The sequence below is a fragment of the Leptotrichia sp. SK-5 genome (genome assembly GCF_055387215.1).
This window is the reverse complement of sequence record NZ_AP028931.1, coordinates 692,935-713,663: the sequence shown is the minus strand read 5'-3', so window position 1 is coordinate 713,663 and position 20,729 is coordinate 692,935. Positions and strand designations below refer to the sequence as shown.

At 29.2% G+C, this 20,729-nt stretch carries 16 protein-coding genes; all 16 read right to left on the bottom strand.

Annotated elements, in window-relative coordinates:
• Window positions 1–17 precede the first annotated feature (17 nt).
• A complete protein-coding gene (locus ACZ5B9_RS03645) occupies window positions 18–950 on the bottom strand; it encodes a YeiH family protein (RefSeq protein ID WP_464423405.1) in 933 nt (310 codons plus the stop codon).
• 40 nt (window positions 951–990) lie between these two features.
• Entirely contained in the window at window positions 991–1,881 is an 891-nt protein-coding gene (locus tag ACZ5B9_RS03640; protein WP_464423404.1) for a polyprenyl synthetase family protein, read from the bottom strand.
• A 205-nt stretch (window positions 1,882–2,086) separates the two neighbouring features.
• A complete protein-coding gene (gene xseB / locus ACZ5B9_RS03635; RefSeq protein ID WP_464423403.1) occupies window positions 2,087–2,308 on the bottom strand; it encodes an exodeoxyribonuclease VII small subunit in 222 nt (73 codons plus the stop codon).
• Window positions 2,309–2,339: 31 nt separating this feature from the next.
• Window positions 2,340–2,894, bottom strand: a complete 555-nt coding sequence (rsmD, locus tag ACZ5B9_RS03630) for a 16S rRNA (guanine(966)-N(2))-methyltransferase RsmD (RefSeq protein WP_464423402.1) — start codon at window positions 2,892–2,894, stop codon at window positions 2,340–2,342.
• Between the two features lie 93 nt (window positions 2,895–2,987).
• The gene (locus ACZ5B9_RS03625) at window positions 2,988–3,758 is read right to left on the bottom strand and encodes a hypothetical protein (protein ID WP_464423401.1); all 771 of its coding nucleotides are present in this window, start codon (window positions 3,756–3,758) and stop codon (window positions 2,988–2,990) included.
• Between the two features lie 24 nt (window positions 3,759–3,782).
• Window positions 3,783–7,340 (bottom strand): DNA polymerase III subunit alpha, encoded by a 3,558-nt coding sequence (gene dnaE, locus ACZ5B9_RS03620; protein ID WP_464423400.1) that lies wholly within the window; start codon window positions 7,338–7,340, stop codon window positions 3,783–3,785.
• Between the two features lie 34 nt (window positions 7,341–7,374).
• Window positions 7,375–8,166 (bottom strand): Cof-type HAD-IIB family hydrolase, encoded by a 792-nt coding sequence (locus tag ACZ5B9_RS03615; protein WP_464423399.1) that lies wholly within the window; start codon window positions 8,164–8,166, stop codon window positions 7,375–7,377.
• Between the two features lie 160 nt (window positions 8,167–8,326).
• Window positions 8,327–10,099 (bottom strand): DUF4032 domain-containing protein, encoded by a 1,773-nt coding sequence (locus ACZ5B9_RS03610; RefSeq protein ID WP_464423398.1) that lies wholly within the window; start codon window positions 10,097–10,099, stop codon window positions 8,327–8,329.
• Window positions 10,100–10,168: 69 nt separating this feature from the next.
• On the bottom strand, window positions 10,169–10,780 hold the full coding sequence (locus tag ACZ5B9_RS03605; protein WP_464423397.1) for a metallophosphoesterase family protein: 612 nt from the start codon (window positions 10,778–10,780) through the stop codon (window positions 10,169–10,171).
• Between the two features lie 150 nt (window positions 10,781–10,930).
• Entirely contained in the window at window positions 10,931–12,070 is a 1,140-nt protein-coding gene (locus tag ACZ5B9_RS03600) for a cysteine desulfurase family protein (protein WP_464423396.1), read from the bottom strand.
• 107 nt (window positions 12,071–12,177) lie between these two features.
• A complete protein-coding gene (locus ACZ5B9_RS03595; protein WP_464423395.1) occupies window positions 12,178–13,221 on the bottom strand; it encodes a DUF2207 family protein in 1,044 nt (347 codons plus the stop codon).
• Window positions 13,222–13,393: 172 nt separating this feature from the next.
• The gene (locus ACZ5B9_RS03590) at window positions 13,394–15,286 is read right to left on the bottom strand and encodes a DUF2207 domain-containing protein (protein WP_464423394.1); all 1,893 of its coding nucleotides are present in this window, start codon (window positions 15,284–15,286) and stop codon (window positions 13,394–13,396) included.
• A 106-nt stretch (window positions 15,287–15,392) separates the two neighbouring features.
• The gene (locus ACZ5B9_RS03585) at window positions 15,393–17,345 is read right to left on the bottom strand and encodes a DUF2207 domain-containing protein (RefSeq protein WP_464423393.1); all 1,953 of its coding nucleotides are present in this window, start codon (window positions 17,343–17,345) and stop codon (window positions 15,393–15,395) included.
• A 106-nt stretch (window positions 17,346–17,451) separates the two neighbouring features.
• Complete coding sequence (locus ACZ5B9_RS03580) at window positions 17,452–18,213, bottom strand: DUF2207 family protein (RefSeq protein WP_464423392.1); 762 nt, start codon at window positions 18,211–18,213, stop codon at window positions 17,452–17,454.
• Between the two features lie 9 nt (window positions 18,214–18,222).
• Entirely contained in the window at window positions 18,223–19,404 is a 1,182-nt protein-coding gene (locus ACZ5B9_RS03575) for a DUF2207 domain-containing protein (protein WP_464423391.1), read from the bottom strand.
• On the bottom strand, window positions 19,391–20,704 hold the full coding sequence (locus ACZ5B9_RS03570; RefSeq protein WP_464423390.1) for a DUF2207 family protein: 1,314 nt from the start codon (window positions 20,702–20,704) through the stop codon (window positions 19,391–19,393). Before ACZ5B9_RS03570 ends, ACZ5B9_RS03575 begins: the two co-directional genes overlap by 14 nt.
• Between the last annotated feature and the right edge of the window lie 25 nt (window positions 20,705–20,729).

The following is a 20,729-nucleotide window of genomic DNA, read 5'->3' as shown; positions in this document are numbered from 1 at the left end:
TTTTTTATTACCATTTTTTACAAAAACATCATTATCATATACCCTGAAATTATCGAAAAAATCCAAAGCGTAATACCATACAAAAGATTTTTCCCAGTCATTTTTTTTATAGCCTGAATATTTAATGAAGTTCCAATCATATAAAGTGCAAGAGATAGCATCATTTTCCCTACTTGAGTAAGTAAGCTGTAAATTGCTGGCAAATTGATTATCGTCGCAACAATTGAAGCTAAAATAAAAAATAATATAAAAATTGGAAATTTAATCTTCTTATTTTCAGATTTATTTAAAATACTAAGAACAATAACTATCGGAATAATCCAAAGTGTTCTTGTAAGTTTCATAATTGTGGCTATTTTCAAGGCTTCTGTGCTGTGAAAAGCTGCAGCTGATACTACCGAACTGGTATCGTGTATGCTTAATGCAGTCCATATTCCAGTTTGTTCAGCATTTAATTTAAAATAATTTATAAAAAATGCAAAAAGAAATAATGCAACTGTATTTAAAATAAATACTATCCCTGTAGATAAGGCAATATCCTCATCAGAAGCCTCAATTACTGGAGAAGTTGCCGCAATAGCACTTCCACCGCAAATTGCAGTTCCAAACACAATTAATTGTGATAATTTTTTTTCCATTTTAAAAATTTTTGCAAAAATTAAACCAATACTTATCACTAAAATTAAACTGATTGCAGTCTGAAAAATCCCTTTGCTACCAACAGCAACAACCTTGCTTATGCTAAGTCCAAATCCAAAAAATACAACAGCTGAATTTAACGTAAGTTTTCGTATTTTTCCCAAATTTTTCGGAACCAGAATTAAACTAAAACTTGCTAGAATAATTCCCATAAGAAGGGATATTCCCGAAGCAAATGCATGAACACTTTTAATTAATGGAAGTATTAACGTAATTAAGCACCCCACATAAAATACAATTTTTTTATTCATTTTCACCTCTAATTTCTAAAAAATCGTCAAAAGTCTTTTATTATTTTTTTCTATTTCCAAAATAATCAGTTAATTCCAAAAACAATTGATTGTTTTCAAATTCATCTTCAATAATCTTTTTTGCTTTTTCCAAATATTCCTGAAGCAGCTTTTTGCTTTTTTCAAGTCCAAAAATACTAGGATAAGTCGTTTTTTCATTTTGGACATCATTCGATTTTTTACCAATTTCCTCAAAATTCCCTTCAATATCCAAAATATCATCCTTAATCTGAAAGGCAATTCCCAATAATTTTGAATATTCTACCATTTTTTCACGTTTTTCACCTTCAATATCCAAAGCAATCATCGGCAATTCTATTGCAGCAGTCAGCAATTTCCCAGTCTTATGAGCGTGAATATACTTTAATGTGTCAATTTCCACTTTCTTATTTTCAGACTCCATATCCACAAACTGCCCTCCGACCATTCCAAAAAATCCTGCATATTCAGACAATTTCGAAATAATTTCAACCTTATTTTTATCTCCTAAACTTTTAGAATTTGCAATTATTCCGAAGGCTTCTGTCAAAAGAACATCTCCCACAAGAACTCCGATTGCTTCATTATACTTTTTATGAACTGTAAGTTTACCACGTCTGTAATCATCATTATCCATCGCCGGCAAATCATCGTGAACGAGTGAATAGCAATGTATAAACTCAAGTGCAATGGCAATTTCCCTGACTTTATCATAATTTTCAGAATTATTTTTTTCAAACAAATCACAAATCATATACATCAAAATAGGACGTATTCGTTTTCCTCCGTTCATAACCGCATATTCCATTGCTTCTGCTAATTTTTCAGGATATTTATTTCTGTGATTCGCAAGCAATTCTATCAGACTGTCTTCCACAATCTTCTTTTTCTCTTCCAAATATTCTCGTAACATTTTATCCCCCGTCACTCAAATTTTTATTTTACTTAAAAACTGATACTAAACTCCTTTTGAAAATAGGAATAAATTTTTATACTAACTATTTCATAATCATTCAACTAATTACTGTTTTTCTTTTTTTAGAAAAGTTTTTAATATATTCGCTATTTAAATGGATTTAGTATGAACTCAAACATTTTAAAAAATCTATCTTTAATCTTTATTCAAAATCTTCCATTTCCACTTTTCCATTTTTTTCAAGCACCTTCATAACTTTCCCTTCTCCGACTTCAAGCAATTTCTCCGAATCCTTAATAAGCTTAATCGCTTTCTCATATTCAGAAATTGAATTATCTAGCGATAATTCCTCACTTTCCAATTTTTCCAAAATTTCATCAATTTGTGCAATATTTTCTTCATAACTTTGTTTTTTTACTGCCATTTTTATTTTTCTCCTTTATTTTTTATTTTTTTCAATCATCAAACCTATAAAAACTAACCACTTTCTTATTGTAATCTCTTTCATCGTATTTCACAAAATTACCTATTTTATCCGACATTTTCTCATACATGCTGTGTTCTGAAATTATAATTCCATCTCGTTCCAAAAGATTTTCTTCCGAAATTTTTTCAATCGTTTTTGTTGAAATATTTTCCTTGTAAGGCGGATCCAAAAATATTATATCAAATGTTTCATTTTTTCTTGAAAGGATTTCTATCGCTCGAAAAACATCATTTTTGTAGGCACGGCATTTTTCTTCCACTCCAAGATGATTCACATTTTCAATAATTACTCTAAGCGCCTCTTTATCTTCCTCAATCATAATCGCTCTTTTTGCACCACGGCTAAGTGCTTCAAATGAGACATTTCCCGTTCCTGAATACAAGTCCAGAAATTTTGCATCTACGACTTTTTCTCCAATTATACTGAAAATTGCCTCCTTTATTCTTTCAAGCGTAGGTCTAGTTTCTCTTCCTTCCCTTGATTTTATTCTTCTATTTTTCAATGTTCCTGCTACAATTCTCATTTTTTCCTCTTTTCAATTTTTATGATTCTCTCTATATTTGAATTAATCTGTGTATATTTTACTACATTTCAGGCAAAATTACCAACATTTGCCCTACTTAAATTTTATTGAAATTTTTCCATCCAGATTTACTCCACTCTCTAGCAGTTCATAATGCTCTTTTGTACTATTTTTACTGATATTCTTAAATTCATAGTCTTTAAAATTTATCCTGTCAATTTTTAAATCTGATTTATTATAAACATTTACGTACAATATTTCCGCTTTATTTTTGTTAAAAAAATTGTCAACTAACTCGAAACTGTATACAAAATCCTTATTTCTTGAAAATTTTGTATTTACTAAATCATAATAAACAGCGATTTTCCCTTCTTCCATCGACGGAATAACCTTTGAAACGGCAAACCATTCACGCTGGATACTATCTGTAACTTGACTTTCATAAATATTTTCATCAAATTTTATAACTGCTCTCAAATTTTGTGCCTTTTTATAATCTGTCAAAAACTTTATATTTTTTACAAATTTTCCTCGATTATTCGTATTTTTATTACTAAAATCCTCTTTTAAGCTCTTCTCAATATTCGTATCCAGCCAGAACATAAACGTCGATTTCACATTATAATTTCCGAGATTTTCAAATGTATAAACACTCTCAACCTTTATTGTCTTATTTTTCTCAATCGTAATATTCAAATCTTCTCTCTTTATAACCAATGGCTCCTGCCTTACAATTTTCAAATTCCCAATTGCTAAAAATTCTGACTTTTCAGAAAATGATGCAATGTTTATTGTAAAAAATATTATCATTATAAATGTTACTTTAAAAGATTTTTTTAATTTCTTATTATTCAAAAAAAACATATCTCAACTCCTTTAATTTTTTTATCATTTCAACTTTATTCTCTCAATTCCCACCAATTTCGCAACTTTCCTAATAAACTTGAGCGACAAGTTCACATTATATTTTTCAGACAGTTTTACAACTTCCTTTTTCTCATTCGTTTTAAATGCTAAAAATACTTGATTGTCACCTTTATTTTTTAAAATAAGCTGCTTCAATTCCTGATTTTTTTCTTTCACTTCTTCGTCAATCAAGATGTATAATTTCAGATTCTTGTTTTCTTCCAGATTTTCAATGTTGCAAATGTTGTTTAAAATAACTGTATTTTTATTTTGCTCGGAATTTACAATTCCTTCCAGCACCATAATCTGCCCTTCTGTGATTTTATATCCAAAAGTTATGTATTCTCTTGGAAAACAGATTACTTCAATGCTTTTTTGAAAATCTTCCATTTCAAATTTTACCATCGGCTCTTTTCCAGCCCGTGTTGCAAATTTTTTTACATTTTTCACTATTCCGATAATTCGTACTTTTTTTAGCTCTTTTTGAGAAATTTCTGATATTTTATTATGGGAAATTATATTTATCAGATTTTTTTTCTCATTTAAAGGATGGCTTGAAACGTAGATTCCCAAATATTCCTTTTCGTTTTGAAGTAACACTTTTTGAGGAAACTCATCGCTTTTTTCCATCTGAAAGTCAACTGATATTTCTTTTTTACAGCCGAATAAAATCATTTGCAAATCTTCTTCAGATTCGTATTTTTTCTGGCTGTATTCTAGAACTTTGTCAATGGACTTGTATTTTTCAAACCTGTTTCCATCAAGTCCATCCAATGCTCCCGATAAAATTAGCGATTCCAGCTGTTTTTTTGTAATTCCGTTTTGCTTCATCCGATATCCAAAATCTTTATAGGAAACAAACTTTCCGTTTTTTCGTTCTTTTTTTATTTCATTAATTAAAGCTGCCCCCACGCCTTTTATCGCAAAAAGTCCAAATCTTATTCCAGCCTTTCCAAAATTTTCTTTATCCTCCTGATTTTCTTCAATTTCAAAATCATAATCAGACAAATTCACATCTGGCAAAAATATATTAATCCCTTTTTCCTTCGCTTCATTCACAAAAACAACAAATCTATCCAAATTATGCACTTCGGTTGTCATTATCGCAGCAAAAAATTCCAATGGATAATTTGCCTTAAAATATGCTGTCCAGTAAACAATCAATGCGTAAGCCGCCGAATGTGACTTATTAAATCCATATCCACCAAATTTTTCAACTAAATCATAAATTTCATTTGCCTTTTTCGATAAAACTCCGTTTTTTTCAGCATTTGTTACAAATTTTTCACGATTTTTCTTCATTAGTTCAGGATTTTTCTTTCCAATCGCACGTCGCAGCTCATCAGCTTCTCCAAGCGAATAATTTGCCATTTCACTCACAATTTTCATAACCTGCTCCTGATACAAAATTATTCCGTAAGTTTCCTCAAGTATGTATTTTAGCGAATCATCAATATATTTTATCTCAGTCCTGTTATTTTTCACATTGATAAAATCATCCACCATTCCACTTCGCAAAGGTCCTGGACGGTACAGTGCAAGCAATGCGATTATGTCCTCAAATTTTTCAATTTTCATTTTCTTCATAAGGCTTCTGATTCCAGCCGACTCACATTGGAAAACTCCCATTGTATCAGCTTTTGTAAGCAATTCATAAGTTTTTTCATCATTTAGAGCAATATCATTTAATACAATCTTTGTTTTTCTTCTTTTCTCAATATTTTCCGCAGTTTTTCGCAAAATCGTAAGATTTTTCAAGCCAAGAAAATCCATTTTTAAAATTCCCAGCTCTTCCAGTTCTTTCATCTGATACTGCGTCGAAACAATCTTTGTTTTCCCATCAGAATAAGTCGGAATCTCATCACTTAGCACATCTTTGGAAATAACGACTCCAGCCGCATGAACAGAGGCGTGCCGCACTTTTCCCTCCAATTTAAGCGAATAATCAATTACCCTTTTTATTTCCCTGTCAGTTTCATACATTTTTCTAATTTCAGGGATATTGTTCAGAGCATCTTTCAGTTCCGTATTAAACGGTATCATTTTAGCGATTTTATCGACTTTTACAAGCGAAACATTTAACACACGCCCCACATCACGAATTGCAAGCCTTGCCTTTAGCGTTCCAAACGTAATAATATGTGCCACATATTCTGCCCCATATTTATTCACCACATAATTTATGACAATTTCCCGCTGTTCCTGATCAAAATCTATGTCAATATCAGGCATCGAAATACGTTCAGGATTCAAAAAACGCTCAAAAATCAGATTATACTCAAGCGGGTCAATTTCGGTAATATTCAAGGCATACGAAACAATGCTCCCAGCCGCAGAACCCCTTCCAGGTCCAACATAAACCCCATTTTCACGTGAGAATTTTATAAAATCCCAGACAATGATAAAATATCCATTGTATCCCATTTTATTAATAATTTTCAGCTCATACTCTGCACGCTCCAAGACATTTTCCAAATTATTCTTTAATAATTCTTCCCGAATTTTAACTTCTTTCAATTTCTGCCCAGCAATTTCATCTTTTGCAATCTCTTTTTCTATTATTTCAAAATTTTTATCCAACTGTAATTTTTCAGAATCTGAAACAGATTTTTTCAAGTATTTGTGAAAAAGCCCCTCAAATACTAGATTTTGCAAAAATTCCTTTTCACTTACATTTTGTGGCAACGAATATTTTGGAAATTTAAAATGATGAAACTCAAAATCAACATTGCAGTTTTCCACAATTTTTTCCACATTATTAATTCCAGTTTCATAAAACTCGCTATATTCCTTATTTTCAAAACTTTTTTCTATTTCCTTCTCAGACTTTAAATACAGATCATCATATAAAATTTCACTATTTTCGGATTTTTCTGTATCAATTTTACTCCCCTCTTTTATTGACTCTACAATTTTCTGCAAAACTGCATCTTTTCGATTTGGATAATAAATATCGTTTGTAATAACAAAATTATCAAATTTATTTTTACGCACAATGTCAAAAAGCATTCTCCTAGCTTTTTCCAGCCTTTCCACAGCAGAAACTTCAATAAAAAAATTATCCCCAAAATCCTTGCCAAGCTTCTCAATAACTCTTCTAACCTGAGTATTTTCCAAATCCAGAATACCCTTTACAACCTCACTATTTATCCCGCCCGACAAAATATACAAGTCATCCGAATATTTTTTCAATTCATCATATTTAATTTTATTCCTATTCCGTGTAAACCTGCTATATGAAATTGACGACAATTTTGATAAATTTTTATACCCATTCTGATTTTTAGCAAGCAAAGTAAGCGAAAATTCCCCCACTTTCTCCAGTCCATCAAGAAACACCTCAAGTCCAATAATCGGCTTTATTCCAGCATTTTTACACTTCTTAAAAAACTCAATTGCCCCAAACATCGAAGTATCAGTAATTGCAAGTGCTTTTATTCCAATTTCCTTAGCCTTTTCAACATATTCATCTATTTTTCCTACTCCTTCAAGCAGTGAATACTCCGTATGCAATTTCAAATGTACAAATTTATTTTCCATAATTTCTACCTAATTTCTATTTTTATAAAAATACCTAAAGTGCCTTTATCACTTCATAAATCCCATCTTCATCATTTGATAAAGTAATTTTATCTTTTGAAAATTCCTGTTTCAATTCTTCCGTAGCATTCCCCATAAGATACCCATATTTGACAAACCTCAACATTTCCAAATCATTCCACTGATCTCCAAATGCCATTGTTTCTTCTGGAGAAATATCATATTTTTTCAACAGTTCCTTTATTGCCAGCCCTTTATTTACTTCCTTATTCAAGCATTCTAAATAATGCGGTTTTGAAAATACAAAATTAATATGTGGCAATTTTTCTTCCAATTCCTTTTTTAACTCCAGTAAAATTGAATTTTCTGCAATAAATAATGCTTTTGTAGAAGTTTTCCCAATAAATTCGTCAAAATTTTTCACATAATATGGAATTTCCACGCTTTCTGAATATTTTTTACCTTCATCTGTTTCATTTTCAATATATAACTTGTCATCCATATATAAATTTAAGTGAATTCCCTTTTCTCTCGAAACTTTAATAAGCTCCTTAACATCCTGTGCCTCAACAGGTTTTTCAAAGATAACTTCACTATTCAAAGGATTTGTAACTCTCCCACCATTATAATTAATTACTGGATTTTTTATACCCAGCATTTCTACAAAAGGCTTTGATGAAATAAAGGTTCTCCCAGTTGCAATGAATGTTTTCACTCCATTTTCTTCCAATTCTCTCAATTTTTTTATCAAATTTTCCGAAACTTTATGCTCACTTGTCAGCACTGTTCCATCCAAATCCATAAATATCGCTTTTATATTATTCATTTTAATTCCCTTCCTTTACTAACAAAATTTTTTTTAATTTATTTTATATCTCAAGATATTTTGATTAATAATTATTTTTTCAAACTAATTGTTGTAATTAAACTAAAAATATCATGATTTTTGTAAAATCAATAATAAAAATTACCTTTTTTGTAAACAACTAATCAACAAATTTATTACAAAAAAAATCTATAAATTCAATTTCATAATCATGTTCAAAAATACTGCTATTCTCAATTTTTATGACTTTTTCTGTCTTGTACTCAACCACATTATCATCTTGCAAATAAAATTCTTCCAAATTTTTTTCTAAGTTTTTCAAAAATTCCTCTTCTCCAAAATTATCAAGTGCTATAAAAAATCTTACATAAGTTTCGTATTTTTTTATTTCTCCATATTTTTTCAATATCCCCTCAAAAATTTTAGGATTTTTCAAGTTTTTCAAAAATTCTTTTTTCTTTTCTAAAACAAGAAATTTCTGTACTCCAAAAAGGACTTTTTTATTTTTGGTATTTATACCAATTTCTATATTTTCAGTCATTATATTCTCATATTTAGTAGATTTTCCTTCTGCTTTAAGCAAATTTTTTAATTTTAATAAACTAAAGAAATCATTTTGCAATTTTTCGTATTCATCCATAACAAAACAATCTTTCTCATTTATTTTCAAAAATATATCAGCAATTGGCAAAAATACCTCAAGGATATAGTTCAATGTGTTTACTTCAATATTGTCAAATTGCATTTTGGGTTTAGTTATTTGCCATTTTTCAAAGTTATTTTCCTCAATAATATTTTTACCATTCATATTGCTAAAATGATTATTTTTCTGAGTATTTAAAATTTTTATATAATTCAAAATATATTTAGCAAAATAAGTCCATATTTCATTATTTGCCATTTTTTTAGATTCAAACAAATAGCTGGAATATCTATTAGAAAGTTTTTCTATTCCATTTCTAAAATAACTTACAATTTCATTTTCTAATTCTGTTTCTGCTTGCATTTCATGTTTAAAATTAGAATTTATCAATTCACTATCAATCTTTTCCAATTTTTTACATTTTTCAATTAATTCTTGCGTCTGAATTTCACAAATATTTTCCAAATCTTTATTTTCGTTTGTTTTTACCAAATTTATAAAATTAATTACACTATATAAATATCCTACATTTTTCCCATGATTTTTACTCAAATAATATTTATGTTCTAAAAAAAACAAAAAAACATCATCTGGATTACCTTCATAATTTTTAATTATTTCATTTTCAGAAAGTATCATTTTTATTGGTAAAAACACATTTATATGCCAATTTTTAGCTGCTTTCTTCAAATCCATATTTTCATTTTTTCTCTTATCTAAAAGATTTTTATAACTTTCAATTTCTTCTTTCAAATATTTATATTTTATTGGCTCTGAAAGAAAAATATCAGAAAGTCCTGTTTCCTTCTCAAAAATCATATTCTCCCTGTAAATAACCTTATCTTTCGTATCCTTTGTTGGCAAAAACTCCTCCACTTGTGCCTCAATTGTCGCAAAATTTAGAAATTTCGCTACCGAAACCCTGTGATTACCATCATAAACATAGTAATTATCCTTTATTTTGTACAGAATAACTGTCGGAAGCATGCTATCCGATGTGTATCCGATGTAAATATTTATCCATCTCTGCTTTACGACATTATTTTTAGGAACAAAATTTTTATCAAAATCTGCATACTTTTCAACGCTTCCTACTATTTTATCAAGCGGAACTTCTTTTATTCCCAAATTTACGCTATTATAGGCATTTTCTTCCTTTTGAATTTCCGAAAATGACTTTAAATTCTCCTTTTTCTTAAAATTAAATCCAAATATTCCTCTCGAAGACTTCAAAAATTTTTTATAAGCCTCTTCTGCTTCCAACACGCTCATCAAAGTCCTATTTTCCATTTTTCCTCCAAACATCCACTTTTTTTAAAATAAAATATTTTAATAACTGTACAATTTTTTAAACATTTTTTATTTTTCAATAGTAAATATCCTATATCCAAACGTATTTGACACCATTGTATCTCCCACCTTTGTATCTTGATAATTCATAAAATTAGACAAATGAATATGTCCATGAATCCATAATTTGGGCTTAAAATGCTGTATAACTTTATGAAATACCCTAAATCCATTATGAACACCATCATCTCTATCGTGAATCCCTTCAGGCGAAGCATGGCTCAAAACAATGTCAACACCTTTACGAAGAAAGAAAATATTTTTTAAAATTTTCATTTTCATCTGACTTTCACTATATTGATGTTCTTGAAACGAATAAATCTTGCTCCCATCAAGTCCCAATATCCGCAGTCCCTTATATTTTATAAATTTACCATTAATTACCTTTGCAAATTCTATCGGACAATCCCTATTATACGTATGATTTCCATTAACGCAAATCAAATCTTTATTTAAAACCGAAACAAGATAATCCAGATAATTGTTGGAAACATCTCCAGCAGACATTATAAAATCTATATCTTTAAATCTCTGCTTCAAGAAATCCTCTTCCATATCCGCCAAAATCTCAATATCACTAACACACAGAAACTTGTATTTTTTCTTTTTATTTCTCTTCATTTATTTTATTCTCCAATTTAAAATATATCATTATTTTCTTTTTGTTTATTTAAAGATTTAATTATATAGTCAAACCTATTAAAAATTATATAAATTTATGATTTGAGTAAAACAGCCATAACTTTTGAGTTCAGTTTTAAAGCAGTTTTATTATAAAATAACTTCAATTAAATTTTCCACAAAATAATCTATTTCTTCAATAGTAGTATCCTTACCAATACTAATTCTAAACGAACCTTTCAATTCCTCGTCATTAAGCCCCATAGCTTTCAAAACATGTGAATTTTCAAGCGAGCCCGACATGCATGCTGAACCACCGCTTATGCAGATTCCTCTTAAATCCAGTGCTACCAGCAGCATTTGAATATCCACTCCTTCTATGTAGACATTCGTTGTTGTTTTTATTCTATTGGTTTTTTCTCCATTTATCCGTATTTTTTTACCTAATTTTTTAATTTCAGTTTTCAGTTTATTTTCTAGATAATTTTGCAGTTTATCTTCTTTTTCTGACATTTCTTCCAAATTTTCATAAACTTCCTCAAGTGCCACACCAAGTCCCAAAATTCCGTGAACATTTTCCGTTCCAGCCCGTCTGTTTCTTTCCTGCGAACCACCCCAGATTTCCTTTTCAAGTGAATATCTTTTATCAATAAATACAAATCCTGCTCCCTTAGGTCCGTAAAATTTATGAGCTGTCGCTGTCAAAGCTCCTATTTTCAATTCTTTTGGAAAAATTTCCAATTTCCCTATTGCCTGAACTGCATCCGTATGAAAAAATATATTTCTCTCTGCCAAAATTTCCCCAATTTCCTTAATCGGCTGAATAACGCCAGTTTCATTATTCACAAACATTATCGAAACAAGTGCCGTATCTTCCCTCAATTCCTGCTTCAATTCTTCAATATCCACAGCTCCATTTTCATCAACGCTAATATACGAAATTTCATACCCTTCATTTTCCAGCTGCTCAAAGGTTTTTAAAATCGTAGAATGCTCAATCTTAGATGTTATAATATGTTTCCCCTTATCCTTATTCGCCTTTAAAAATCCCCTTATCACAAGATTATTCCCTTCAGCTCCGCCAGATGTAAACACAATTTCAGTTGTCTCAGCCTTTAAATTCTGCGCTATAATATATCTTGCCCTTTCTACAGCTGATTTTGCACGTTGTCCCAATGAATGCACAGAAGACGGATTTCCATAATTTTCGCTAAACGATTTTTTCATTTCTTCTATCACTTTGTCGGACATTTTTGTAGTTGCAGCATTATCTAAATATACTATTTTCATTTTTAACTTTCTTCTCCTTTTTTTCATTTGATTATTTTATAATTTATAAAATTTTATAATTATAACAAGCTATTTTTGATTTAAAAATATATTTTATCTTTCTAATCTCACCAAAAAATATATTTTTTTCTAAAAATTGGAAATTTCCTATCTACATATTCATTAACATAATATTGAGCTTCAGCGTAACTTCCCATTATATTTAAAAAATCCAAAGAATCCTTAAAAATTTCTATTTTTTCATCTTCCACTTTAAGTGCGATAATATAAGGAAATATTCGATTAAAATAATTAAGTTTTTCTTCTTCTGTTTCAAATTTATCTATTTTATTTTTTTCAGCAGTTTCAAAATACATTTTTAATCCTTTAATATATTCCATTTTTCTTTGTCCTGAAACAGTATATTTTCCTATTGCCTTTTCATAAATCAAAAATATTATTCCCAAAATAAATAGACTTAATCCCAAATAAATCTGCATATACATCATTACGGCAATAATTATTCCCAAAATAACCATTACATATAAAGATTTTAAAATCCCTTTAGGCATTCTATGTATATACTCAAGCCATATAAATATAAACATTGTACCAATAACTGCACTTCCAAAACTCCCCTGTAATAATTGTAATAATACAAAAATTATAGATATTGCTATTCCAAATATTATTGGAATAAAGAATATATAATTATTTTTATAGATTGTCCTTTCATATTTTTTCTCCAAAAAATACACAATACGATTTTTGTACCCAATCATCTTGAGTTTATTCTCAAATAACTCATTTTCCGAAAGAACATCCAGCAAATTATTTTCTTCCTCAAACAAAGTTTCTTTTCTCAATTTCAAATTATCCCTATTTTTCTTATTCAAAACATACTTCTTATTTCCTGTACTAGTTTCGGTAACTTCAGAAATATATCCTTTCAGTATTAACGATAATATGCCTATTTTTATTATTTCTTTTGAATCCCTCTCGCCATTAATATAAGCTACAAACATTGCAGAAATATAATCTGGCTCTATAAATTCAGGAATAACTGTTTTCCTTTTCGGATCTCTTCCAAAAAAGTGCCACGTTAAGACAGAGTACACTGCAACAAGTAAAACCACAATAATTTCAATTATAATTATATAAGATTTATTCATTAATAAACTCCTTAAAATTCAAATTGTATCTTTTCATATTCCATCCCTTTCATTTTCTGTATATTCTGTTCAATTTATCTGTATTCCTACACAAATTTGAAAAATTAATATTTTCTACCAATATTATAAACTAAAAAACAATACTTTACAACAAGAAAAAAAGCCAGTATTTCTACCAGCTTCCTCCACCTCCTCCGCCGGAACCTCCGCCAGAGAAGCCTCCCCCACTAAAGAATCCGCCTCCGCCTGAGCCACTTTTAGATGAACTAAATTTTTCACTCATAATTTTCGATCTGCCACTGCTGTAACTTCTTGAAAATGCGTTCGTAAAACTGTGGTTACTATAAGCGTATATATGAGTATGGCTATTTATATAAGATTCATTTATGTCGAAGTTGTATATTTTTATTGTTTTTTTCATTAATTTTATTGCCTCGTTTTTTACTCCAAGTGCTACTGCGAAAGGTAAAATTCCATTAAAATATTCGATTAATTCCTTTACATTGTCAAATTTTCTTATCTGATTCTCTTCCGCTGTTTTTATATACATTTTCATACCTTTCAGGTATTCTTTTTTTCTCAAGCCTTCATTTGTATATTTCCCAATTAACTTTGCATACACAATAAACAATATTACAAAATATGTTGTAAAAACAAAAATCTCAATTCCCTGATAAAAAGATACACCTAAAATCACTATAATTACTAATCCTATTAACAATTTTTTACTAACTGTTATCCAAATTCTATGAAAAAATGAGCCTAGTGTTATAAGTATATACAATATTATAAAAGGATTGAAAAACTCAAAATTTGTCTGTGAAAATATAAAAATTATAAAAACAGGAGCTGCACAATAAAATGGAACTAAAAAACTTCCATTATTTTTATAAATTATTTTATGATACTTATCCTTCAGGATTTCAATAATACTATTTGCCTTATTATAAATTCTTTTTTCACCACCAAAAATATTATTCTTTTCTGAAGAAAGAGCATCAAGCAGCATCCTTTCCTCTTCCGCCAGCTCAGTTTCCTGTGTATACGCAGTTTTGGATTCCTTGTTATATTTAATTTCACCATTAACTCTATTTGCTACTATAAACCCTTTTGTAAGTAATGTAAATATTCCTGCATTTAATATCTCCACTGTGTCTCTTTCACCATTTATATATGCTGCAAACATTGGAGAAATGTCTTTTGGCAAATTAAATTCTGGAATTACAGATTTCCCTTGCGGATCTTTTCCAAAAAACTTCCACGTTACAATAGAATATATTGTTAAAAATAACAATAAAAATGGCAAAATTATTATTGCTGGATTGGAAAGATATACAATTTTTAGCTTATCTACTAAAGTTGGACTTATTTTATCCGTTTTCAAATTTAGCATAAATGTAAGCCCATTTTTGGCCTCCAGCTCTTTTGTTGAAATGTGTATTTCCTCATCATTTTCTAAAATGTCATAATTTTCACCTTTTTCTCCATAACTTCCAGTATAAACTTCCAACTTTTCAATTTCATTTTTTTTAATTTTTTGCCCATCAGAAAATCTTATAATAACACTTGCCTGTTCAATAGGAACATTCCAAAACTGTCCAATAGCATTGTAATACACTTGATAAATTCCATCTTTTTCAAACACAGCATTATAAATATCGTAATTCAGCTCATATATGCTCTCAGTCTTATACAAATTTACAAGTTCTGTTTCGGAACCTATTCTGTACCTTATTCCTTCATAAAAATGATTTTTTGTATATTCTTCATCCTTTCCGTCCCTCTTTATCCAATTCATTTTGATAAAAGACTTATGAACATCAAATCCAAACCTTTTTGAACGCAAAGGAATATCTCTATAAATTCCGTGCTTAAACTCTTCGCCAAACTGATAATCAATCACTTCATTTACAGTCAGCGTGCCATTTTTATTAATTTGCACTGTAACTTCATAATTTCTTATTTTTTCACTATGCAATATTACTGCAGCAAGCTTGCTTGAATTAAATAAAAACATCACCATAAACATAAATAATATTGAAAATTTTTTATTTTGAAATATCATATTTTATCTATCCTTATTTTTAGTTATTCTAAAACTTTTTCAGTATCAAACTTTAAAAATTATACAAATTTAAAATTTATGTAAAAATCAGAAAAAGCCAGTATTTCTACCAGCTTCCTCCACCTCCCCCACCGGAACCTCCGCCAGAGAAGCCTCCACCACTTGAAAATCCGCCTCCGCCAAAACCGCTTCCGCTCGAATTTCTAGAGTTTTCTCTCAAAGTGCTAAATCTTTCTTCTGCTATTTCATTGTATGCATTGTTATAACCTCTTGAAATCATATCTGATAAAAAGAAATTATTGTATGAATTAAAATGTACTCCTCTATTTATGTAAGAATATGTACTTTCATCAAAATCATAAAGTTTTATTGTATTCTTCATAAGTTTTACTGCTTCATTCTTTACACCAAGAGCTACTGCATAAGGTAATATTCCTTTAAAATAGGCTACCAGTTCATCTACATCATTAAATTTCATAATCTGATTTGCTTCAGCAGTCTTTATGTACATTTTCATACCATCTAAGTATTCTTTTTTTCTCATTCCATCAACAGTATATCTTCCAATTATTTTTGAATAAATAACATACATTGCCATAATTATTGCAATTATAATGAAATTTAAAACTCCATATATTAATGAAAAGAATAATACTGCAATCCACTTAATAATTTTTAAAAATTTGCTATTATTTCCATAAATATTATTGATAATTGAAAAAATCGTATTTAATACTATTCCAAAGAAAATAGCAACCATAACTAGAGAAACTGCTCCAGAAATGCCATCAGAAATACCTGCTGTCCCGCTGCTTGCAGTTGACGAAATCATAAAAACTATAATCATACCTACAATAAATACAATATTAAAAATGTTATTATCCTTGTAAACTTTCTTTTTATACTCTTTTTCAAATGATTTTAATATTTTATTTGAAGCATCGTAAAGGCTTCTTTCTTTTTTAAATATATATCCATTATCAGAAAGAGCATTAAAAACAATCTTTTCTTCTTCTGCTAATTCAGGTTTGCTTTTTCTACTGTCAGACAATGTATATTCTACATTTCTTCCATTACCTTCTTCATCATTAGCTTCAATATAACCTTTAGAAAGTAATGAAAGCACTCCGATTGTTAGTATTTCTTTTGGCTCTCTTTCTCCATTGATGTAAGCCGCATACATGGCTGAAATGTCCTTTGGTATGTTAAATTCAGGAACAATTGCCTTTTTATTTACATCTCTTCCAAATATATACCACGTTACAAATCCATAAATTGCTAGAATTATTATTATAATCGGTCCTACAGCAATTAAAGGATGAGCATAATAAAGTGTCTGTAATTTATCCCAAAATGTTGGGCTTATATTATCTGTTTTTAAATTCAGACGAAAACTTAATCCGCTATATGCCTCTAAAACCTTATTTGTTTTAATTTCAACAGTTCCATTATTCAAATTTGTAATATAATCTTTCCCACTTTGTCCATATTCACCTGTAAAAATATCTAATTGCCTAATTTCATTTTTTAAAACAGGTTCTCCATTTGCAAATTTTATATTTACCGTAGCTTTTTCAATAGGAACTTGCCAAAATTGACCAATTGCATTAAAGTAAACCTGATAAATTCCATTTTTTTCAAACACTGCATTATAAATCACATAATTGAATTCGTATCTATTTACGCCATTTTCCACAAATCTGTCTGCAGAACCAACCCTATATCTAATACCTTCATCAAAAAGTTTCGTAGAGTATTCTTCAGAAATACCGTTTCTCTTTATTGAATTCATTTTTATATAAGATTTGTAAATATCCACGCCGTTTTTCTTTGAACGTAACGGAATATCCCTATAAATACCGTGCTTTGCCACACCGTCAAATTCATAGTCAATCACTTCATTTACAGTCAGCGTGCCATTTTTATTAATTTGCACTGTAACTTCATAATTTCTTATTTTTTCACTATGCAATATTACTGCAGCAAGCCTGCTTGAATTAAATAAAAACATCACCATAAACATAAATAATATTGAAAATTTTTTATTTTGAAATATCATACTTTATCTATCCTTATTTTTAGTTATTCTAAAACTTTTTCAGTATCAAACTTTAAAAATTATATAAATTTAAAATTTATGTAAAAATCATAAAAAGCCAATATCCCTACCAGCTTTCTCCACCTCCTCCACCGGAACCACCGCCAGAGAAGCCACCATCACTTGAAAATCCGCCTTCACTTACACCCATTTCTTCTCTTACTTTATCATATTCTCTTGAAATTGTATTTAACAGGAATTTACTATCATACGAGTCATAGTAAACTCTTCTGTTTATTTCATCCTGTATATTTTCATCAAAATTATATAGGTTTATCGTATTTTCTAACAATTTTATCGCTTTATTCTTGACTCCGAGAGCAACTGCATAAGGTAAAATACCTTTGAAATATTCCACAAGCTCATCCACATCGTTAAATTTCATAATCTGGTTTGCTTCGGCAGTTTTTATATACATTTTCATTCCATCAAGATGCTCTTCCTGTCTTAGACTTTCCTCCATGTATTTTTTCATAAGTTTAGAATAAATTATATACATTACTGGAATGATTCCTATAATAACACCTATTACTCCTGTTTTTATTAGCAGAAATATTGCTATCCCTCCTTTTAAAATGGCAGGAAATATTTTTTTTTCTGAAAACAGGTTCTCCATAAAAACATAAATAACAGCTGCAATACCACACGAAATAAGAAAATTAAATGCTACAAAAGCTATATCATCAAATAATCCATTTGCCCGGGAATTTGTTCCTCTGTTAATCATTCCTACAGTAATAACTAAAACCATTCCTAAAATAAAAGGATATGAAAATTTATCATTAGTTTCATATGCCCTTGAGTTATATTTATTTTCAAGCATACTCATTATATTTTGTCAAGCTTCATAAAGATTCTTTTCATCTTCGAATCCACTCTTTCTATTTTTTTGATAACTGAAATAACTTTTATCATTTTTAAATATATTCTCTTCATCATCTGAAAGCGCATTAAGAAGTGTCGCCTCTTCAATTGAAAGTTCAGGATTTCCTTCAGTATTTGCTACGAGCCTGTATTTTACATTTTTTCCGTTTCCTTCTTTGTCCTCCGCTGTTACATAGCCTTTTGAAAGGAGTGACAGCATTCCTATCGTCAAGATTTCTTTAGGTTTTTTCACACCTTTGATATATCCGGCATACATGGGAGAAATATCCTTCGGTATATTAAATTCAGGAACAATCGCTTTTCTTAAAGAAACCGGTCTAAACAGTAACCATGTTACAAATCCATATATGAAGAGCATTAAAATTACTACAGAACCCACTGCAACAAGAGGGACTGCATAATAAAGAACTTTCAGTTTATCAAGCCATGTAGGATTTATCTTATCTGTCTTTAAATTTAGACGGAAAGTCATTCCGTTAAGCGGTTCCAGAACTTCATTGGTTTTTATTTTTATAATCCCGCTTTTCTGAACTATAGTATAATTTTCTCCAGTTTCTCCATATTTCCCTGTAAATACTTTCAGCTGCTGAATTTCATTTTCTCCTATAGGTTCATTATTTTCAAAACTTATGTTCACGTCTCCACTTTCAATGGGAACTTTCCAGAACTGTCCTATCGGATTAAAATATACCTGATAGATTCCGTCCTTTTCAAATACTGCATTATACATTGTATAATTAAACTCATATTTACTTACACCTGAATCCACATATTTATCTTCAGAACCTATCTTATAAGCTATTTCTCCAGAAGATTTTTTAGTTTTATATTTTTCAGGTTCACCATTTCTTTTTACAGAATTCATCTTTACATGGGATTTATAAATATCTATTCCGCTTTTTTTTGAAGGCAGGGGAATCCTTCTAATAATCCCATGCTTATCAAGTTTATCACCAAAATCATAGTCTATTGTTTCATTTATTGTCAATGTTCCATTTTTATTAATCTGGATTGAGACATCATATTTTTTTATTGTCTCAGCTATTAATGAACTGACATTCAGAAAAAATAATGTGAAAAATACAAACATTATTGAAAAAATACTCTTCCATTTTCGGTTGCTAAAACTTTTCATAGTAATTTCCTTCCAATATCTCGTTTGTAAATATCTCATTCCCAAACGATTTCATAAATTTATCATTTTTATAAATAAATATATTAAGCATATTTTCAATATATTCCTTTTTATCATTAAATCCTGATATTTCTATAGATTTTTCCACCATCTTTACAACATGCTTCTGCACTTCCAAAGACTGTGAAAATGGTAAAATTTTTTTAAAATACAAAATCATCTCTTCTATATTCTCGAATTTTCTATTTTCACCACTTTTTATGGATTTCTTCAATCCTTCTAGATTTCTTTTGACTTCAATTCCTCTATCTGTATATTTTCCAATATTTTTAAAATAAAAAAACTGAAGAATAGCAACTAAAGTTAGAATTATCCCCGATATTCCAAGTTCATAAACCATAAGTCCAGAAAAAAATAATATAATAACTTCAAATAGACCTATTAAAATAAAAACTGCTAACCTAATAACCATCGGAAACATTTTATTTTTTAAAATTACAAAAAGCAAATCTGATAATAACATTGCCCAAAAATACATAGGAAAAAAAATAATTAATGGCACAATTCCCTCTAATCCTTCAAAAATAAAAAGAAAAATTCCAAACAAAAATATTATAACTATGTAAAATATTTTAAACTTCCAATTTGAATTATAAAGCCTTTTATCCCATCTTTCCTTTTTTATAGACTTTATTCCAATTAAATACAAGAAAGTGTAGTTTCCTCTTCCAGCAAATTTTTCCTTCAAAACTTCAAGAATTTTAAAAAATTGCTCCATAATACTCTTTTTATGCCCAAGAATACTGTCCTTATCATATTCAATTAAAAATTCCAGAACCATTCTCTCCTCTTCCGAAAGTTCCCACTGCCTGCACCCATAATCATTGACTTTTTCCATATTGAACCCATACTTCTTCTTGCTTATCTGTCTATAATATTTTTCAATGTCAATGATTTCAACAGTTTTTTTATCTTTTTTTATTTCGTATTCATCTTCTGTCATTTTTGAATTTTTCTTAACTTTATTATATTTTTTAAAGTCAACACAATCTTCAATTATTACAAATCCTTTGCTTATCAACTCCAGCAATCCAATATATACCAAATAATTTGATATTTCTTTCTGAGAACTATTTATATAAGCAGCCATCATTGCCGAAATTTCTTTAGGTGGCTCTGATACCGAAATAATTTCATCGACAGAATCCTTCCCAAATTTTTTCCACGTAATATAACTATAAATCGCCAATGTTACTAACATTATCAATAAAATTATTATTTGAGTCAAACTTATTTCCATAAAGTTATTTCCTTCACGATAATTT

Excerpts from the sequence above, each read along its gene's own strand:
- ACZ5B9_RS03610 (WP_464423398.1), bottom strand. The coding sequence starts at position 10,099 with ATGGAAAATAGGACTTTGATGAGCGTGTTGGAAGCAGAAGAGGCTTAT.
- ACZ5B9_RS03605 (WP_464423397.1), bottom strand. The coding sequence starts at position 10,780 with ATGAAGAGAAATAAAAAGAAAAAATACAAGTTTCTGTGTGTTAGTGAT.
- ACZ5B9_RS03570 (WP_464423390.1), bottom strand. The coding sequence starts at position 20,704 with ATGGAAATAAGTTTGACTCAAATAATAATTTTATTGATAATGTTAGTA.
- ACZ5B9_RS03585 (WP_464423393.1), bottom strand. The coding sequence starts at position 17,345 with ATGATATTTCAAAATAAAAAATTTTCAATATTATTTATGTTTATGGTG.
- ACZ5B9_RS03595 (WP_464423395.1), bottom strand. The coding sequence starts at position 13,221 with ATGAATAAATCTTATATAATTATAATTGAAATTATTGTGGTTTTACTT.
- ACZ5B9_RS03600 (WP_464423396.1), bottom strand. The coding sequence starts at position 12,070 with ATGAAAATAGTATATTTAGATAATGCTGCAACTACAAAAATGTCCGAC.
- xseB (WP_464423403.1), bottom strand. The coding sequence starts at position 2,308 with ATGGCAGTAAAAAAACAAAGTTATGAAGAAAATATTGCACAAATTGAT.
- rsmD (WP_464423402.1), bottom strand. The coding sequence starts at position 2,894 with ATGAGAATTGTAGCAGGAACATTGAAAAATAGAAGAATAAAATCAAGG.
- ACZ5B9_RS03615 (WP_464423399.1), bottom strand. The coding sequence starts at position 8,166 with ATGAATAATATAAAAGCGATATTTATGGATTTGGATGGAACAGTGCTG.
- ACZ5B9_RS03645 (WP_464423405.1), bottom strand. The coding sequence starts at position 950 with ATGAATAAAAAAATTGTATTTTATGTGGGGTGCTTAATTACGTTAATA.
- ACZ5B9_RS03640 (WP_464423404.1), bottom strand. The coding sequence starts at position 1,881 with ATGTTACGAGAATATTTGGAAGAGAAAAAGAAGATTGTGGAAGACAGT.
- ACZ5B9_RS03575 (WP_464423391.1), bottom strand. The coding sequence starts at position 19,404 with ATGAAAAGTTTTAGCAACCGAAAATGGAAGAGTATTTTTTCAATAATG.
- dnaE (WP_464423400.1), bottom strand. The coding sequence starts at position 7,340 with ATGGAAAATAAATTTGTACATTTGAAATTGCATACGGAGTATTCACTG.
- ACZ5B9_RS03580 (WP_464423392.1), bottom strand. The coding sequence starts at position 18,213 with ATGAGTATGCTTGAAAATAAATATAACTCAAGGGCATATGAAACTAAT.
- ACZ5B9_RS03625 (WP_464423401.1), bottom strand. The coding sequence starts at position 3,758 with ATGTTTTTTTTGAATAATAAGAAATTAAAAAAATCTTTTAAAGTAACA.
- ACZ5B9_RS03590 (WP_464423394.1), bottom strand. The coding sequence starts at position 15,286 with ATGATATTTCAAAATAAAAAATTTTCAATATTATTTATGTTTATGGTG.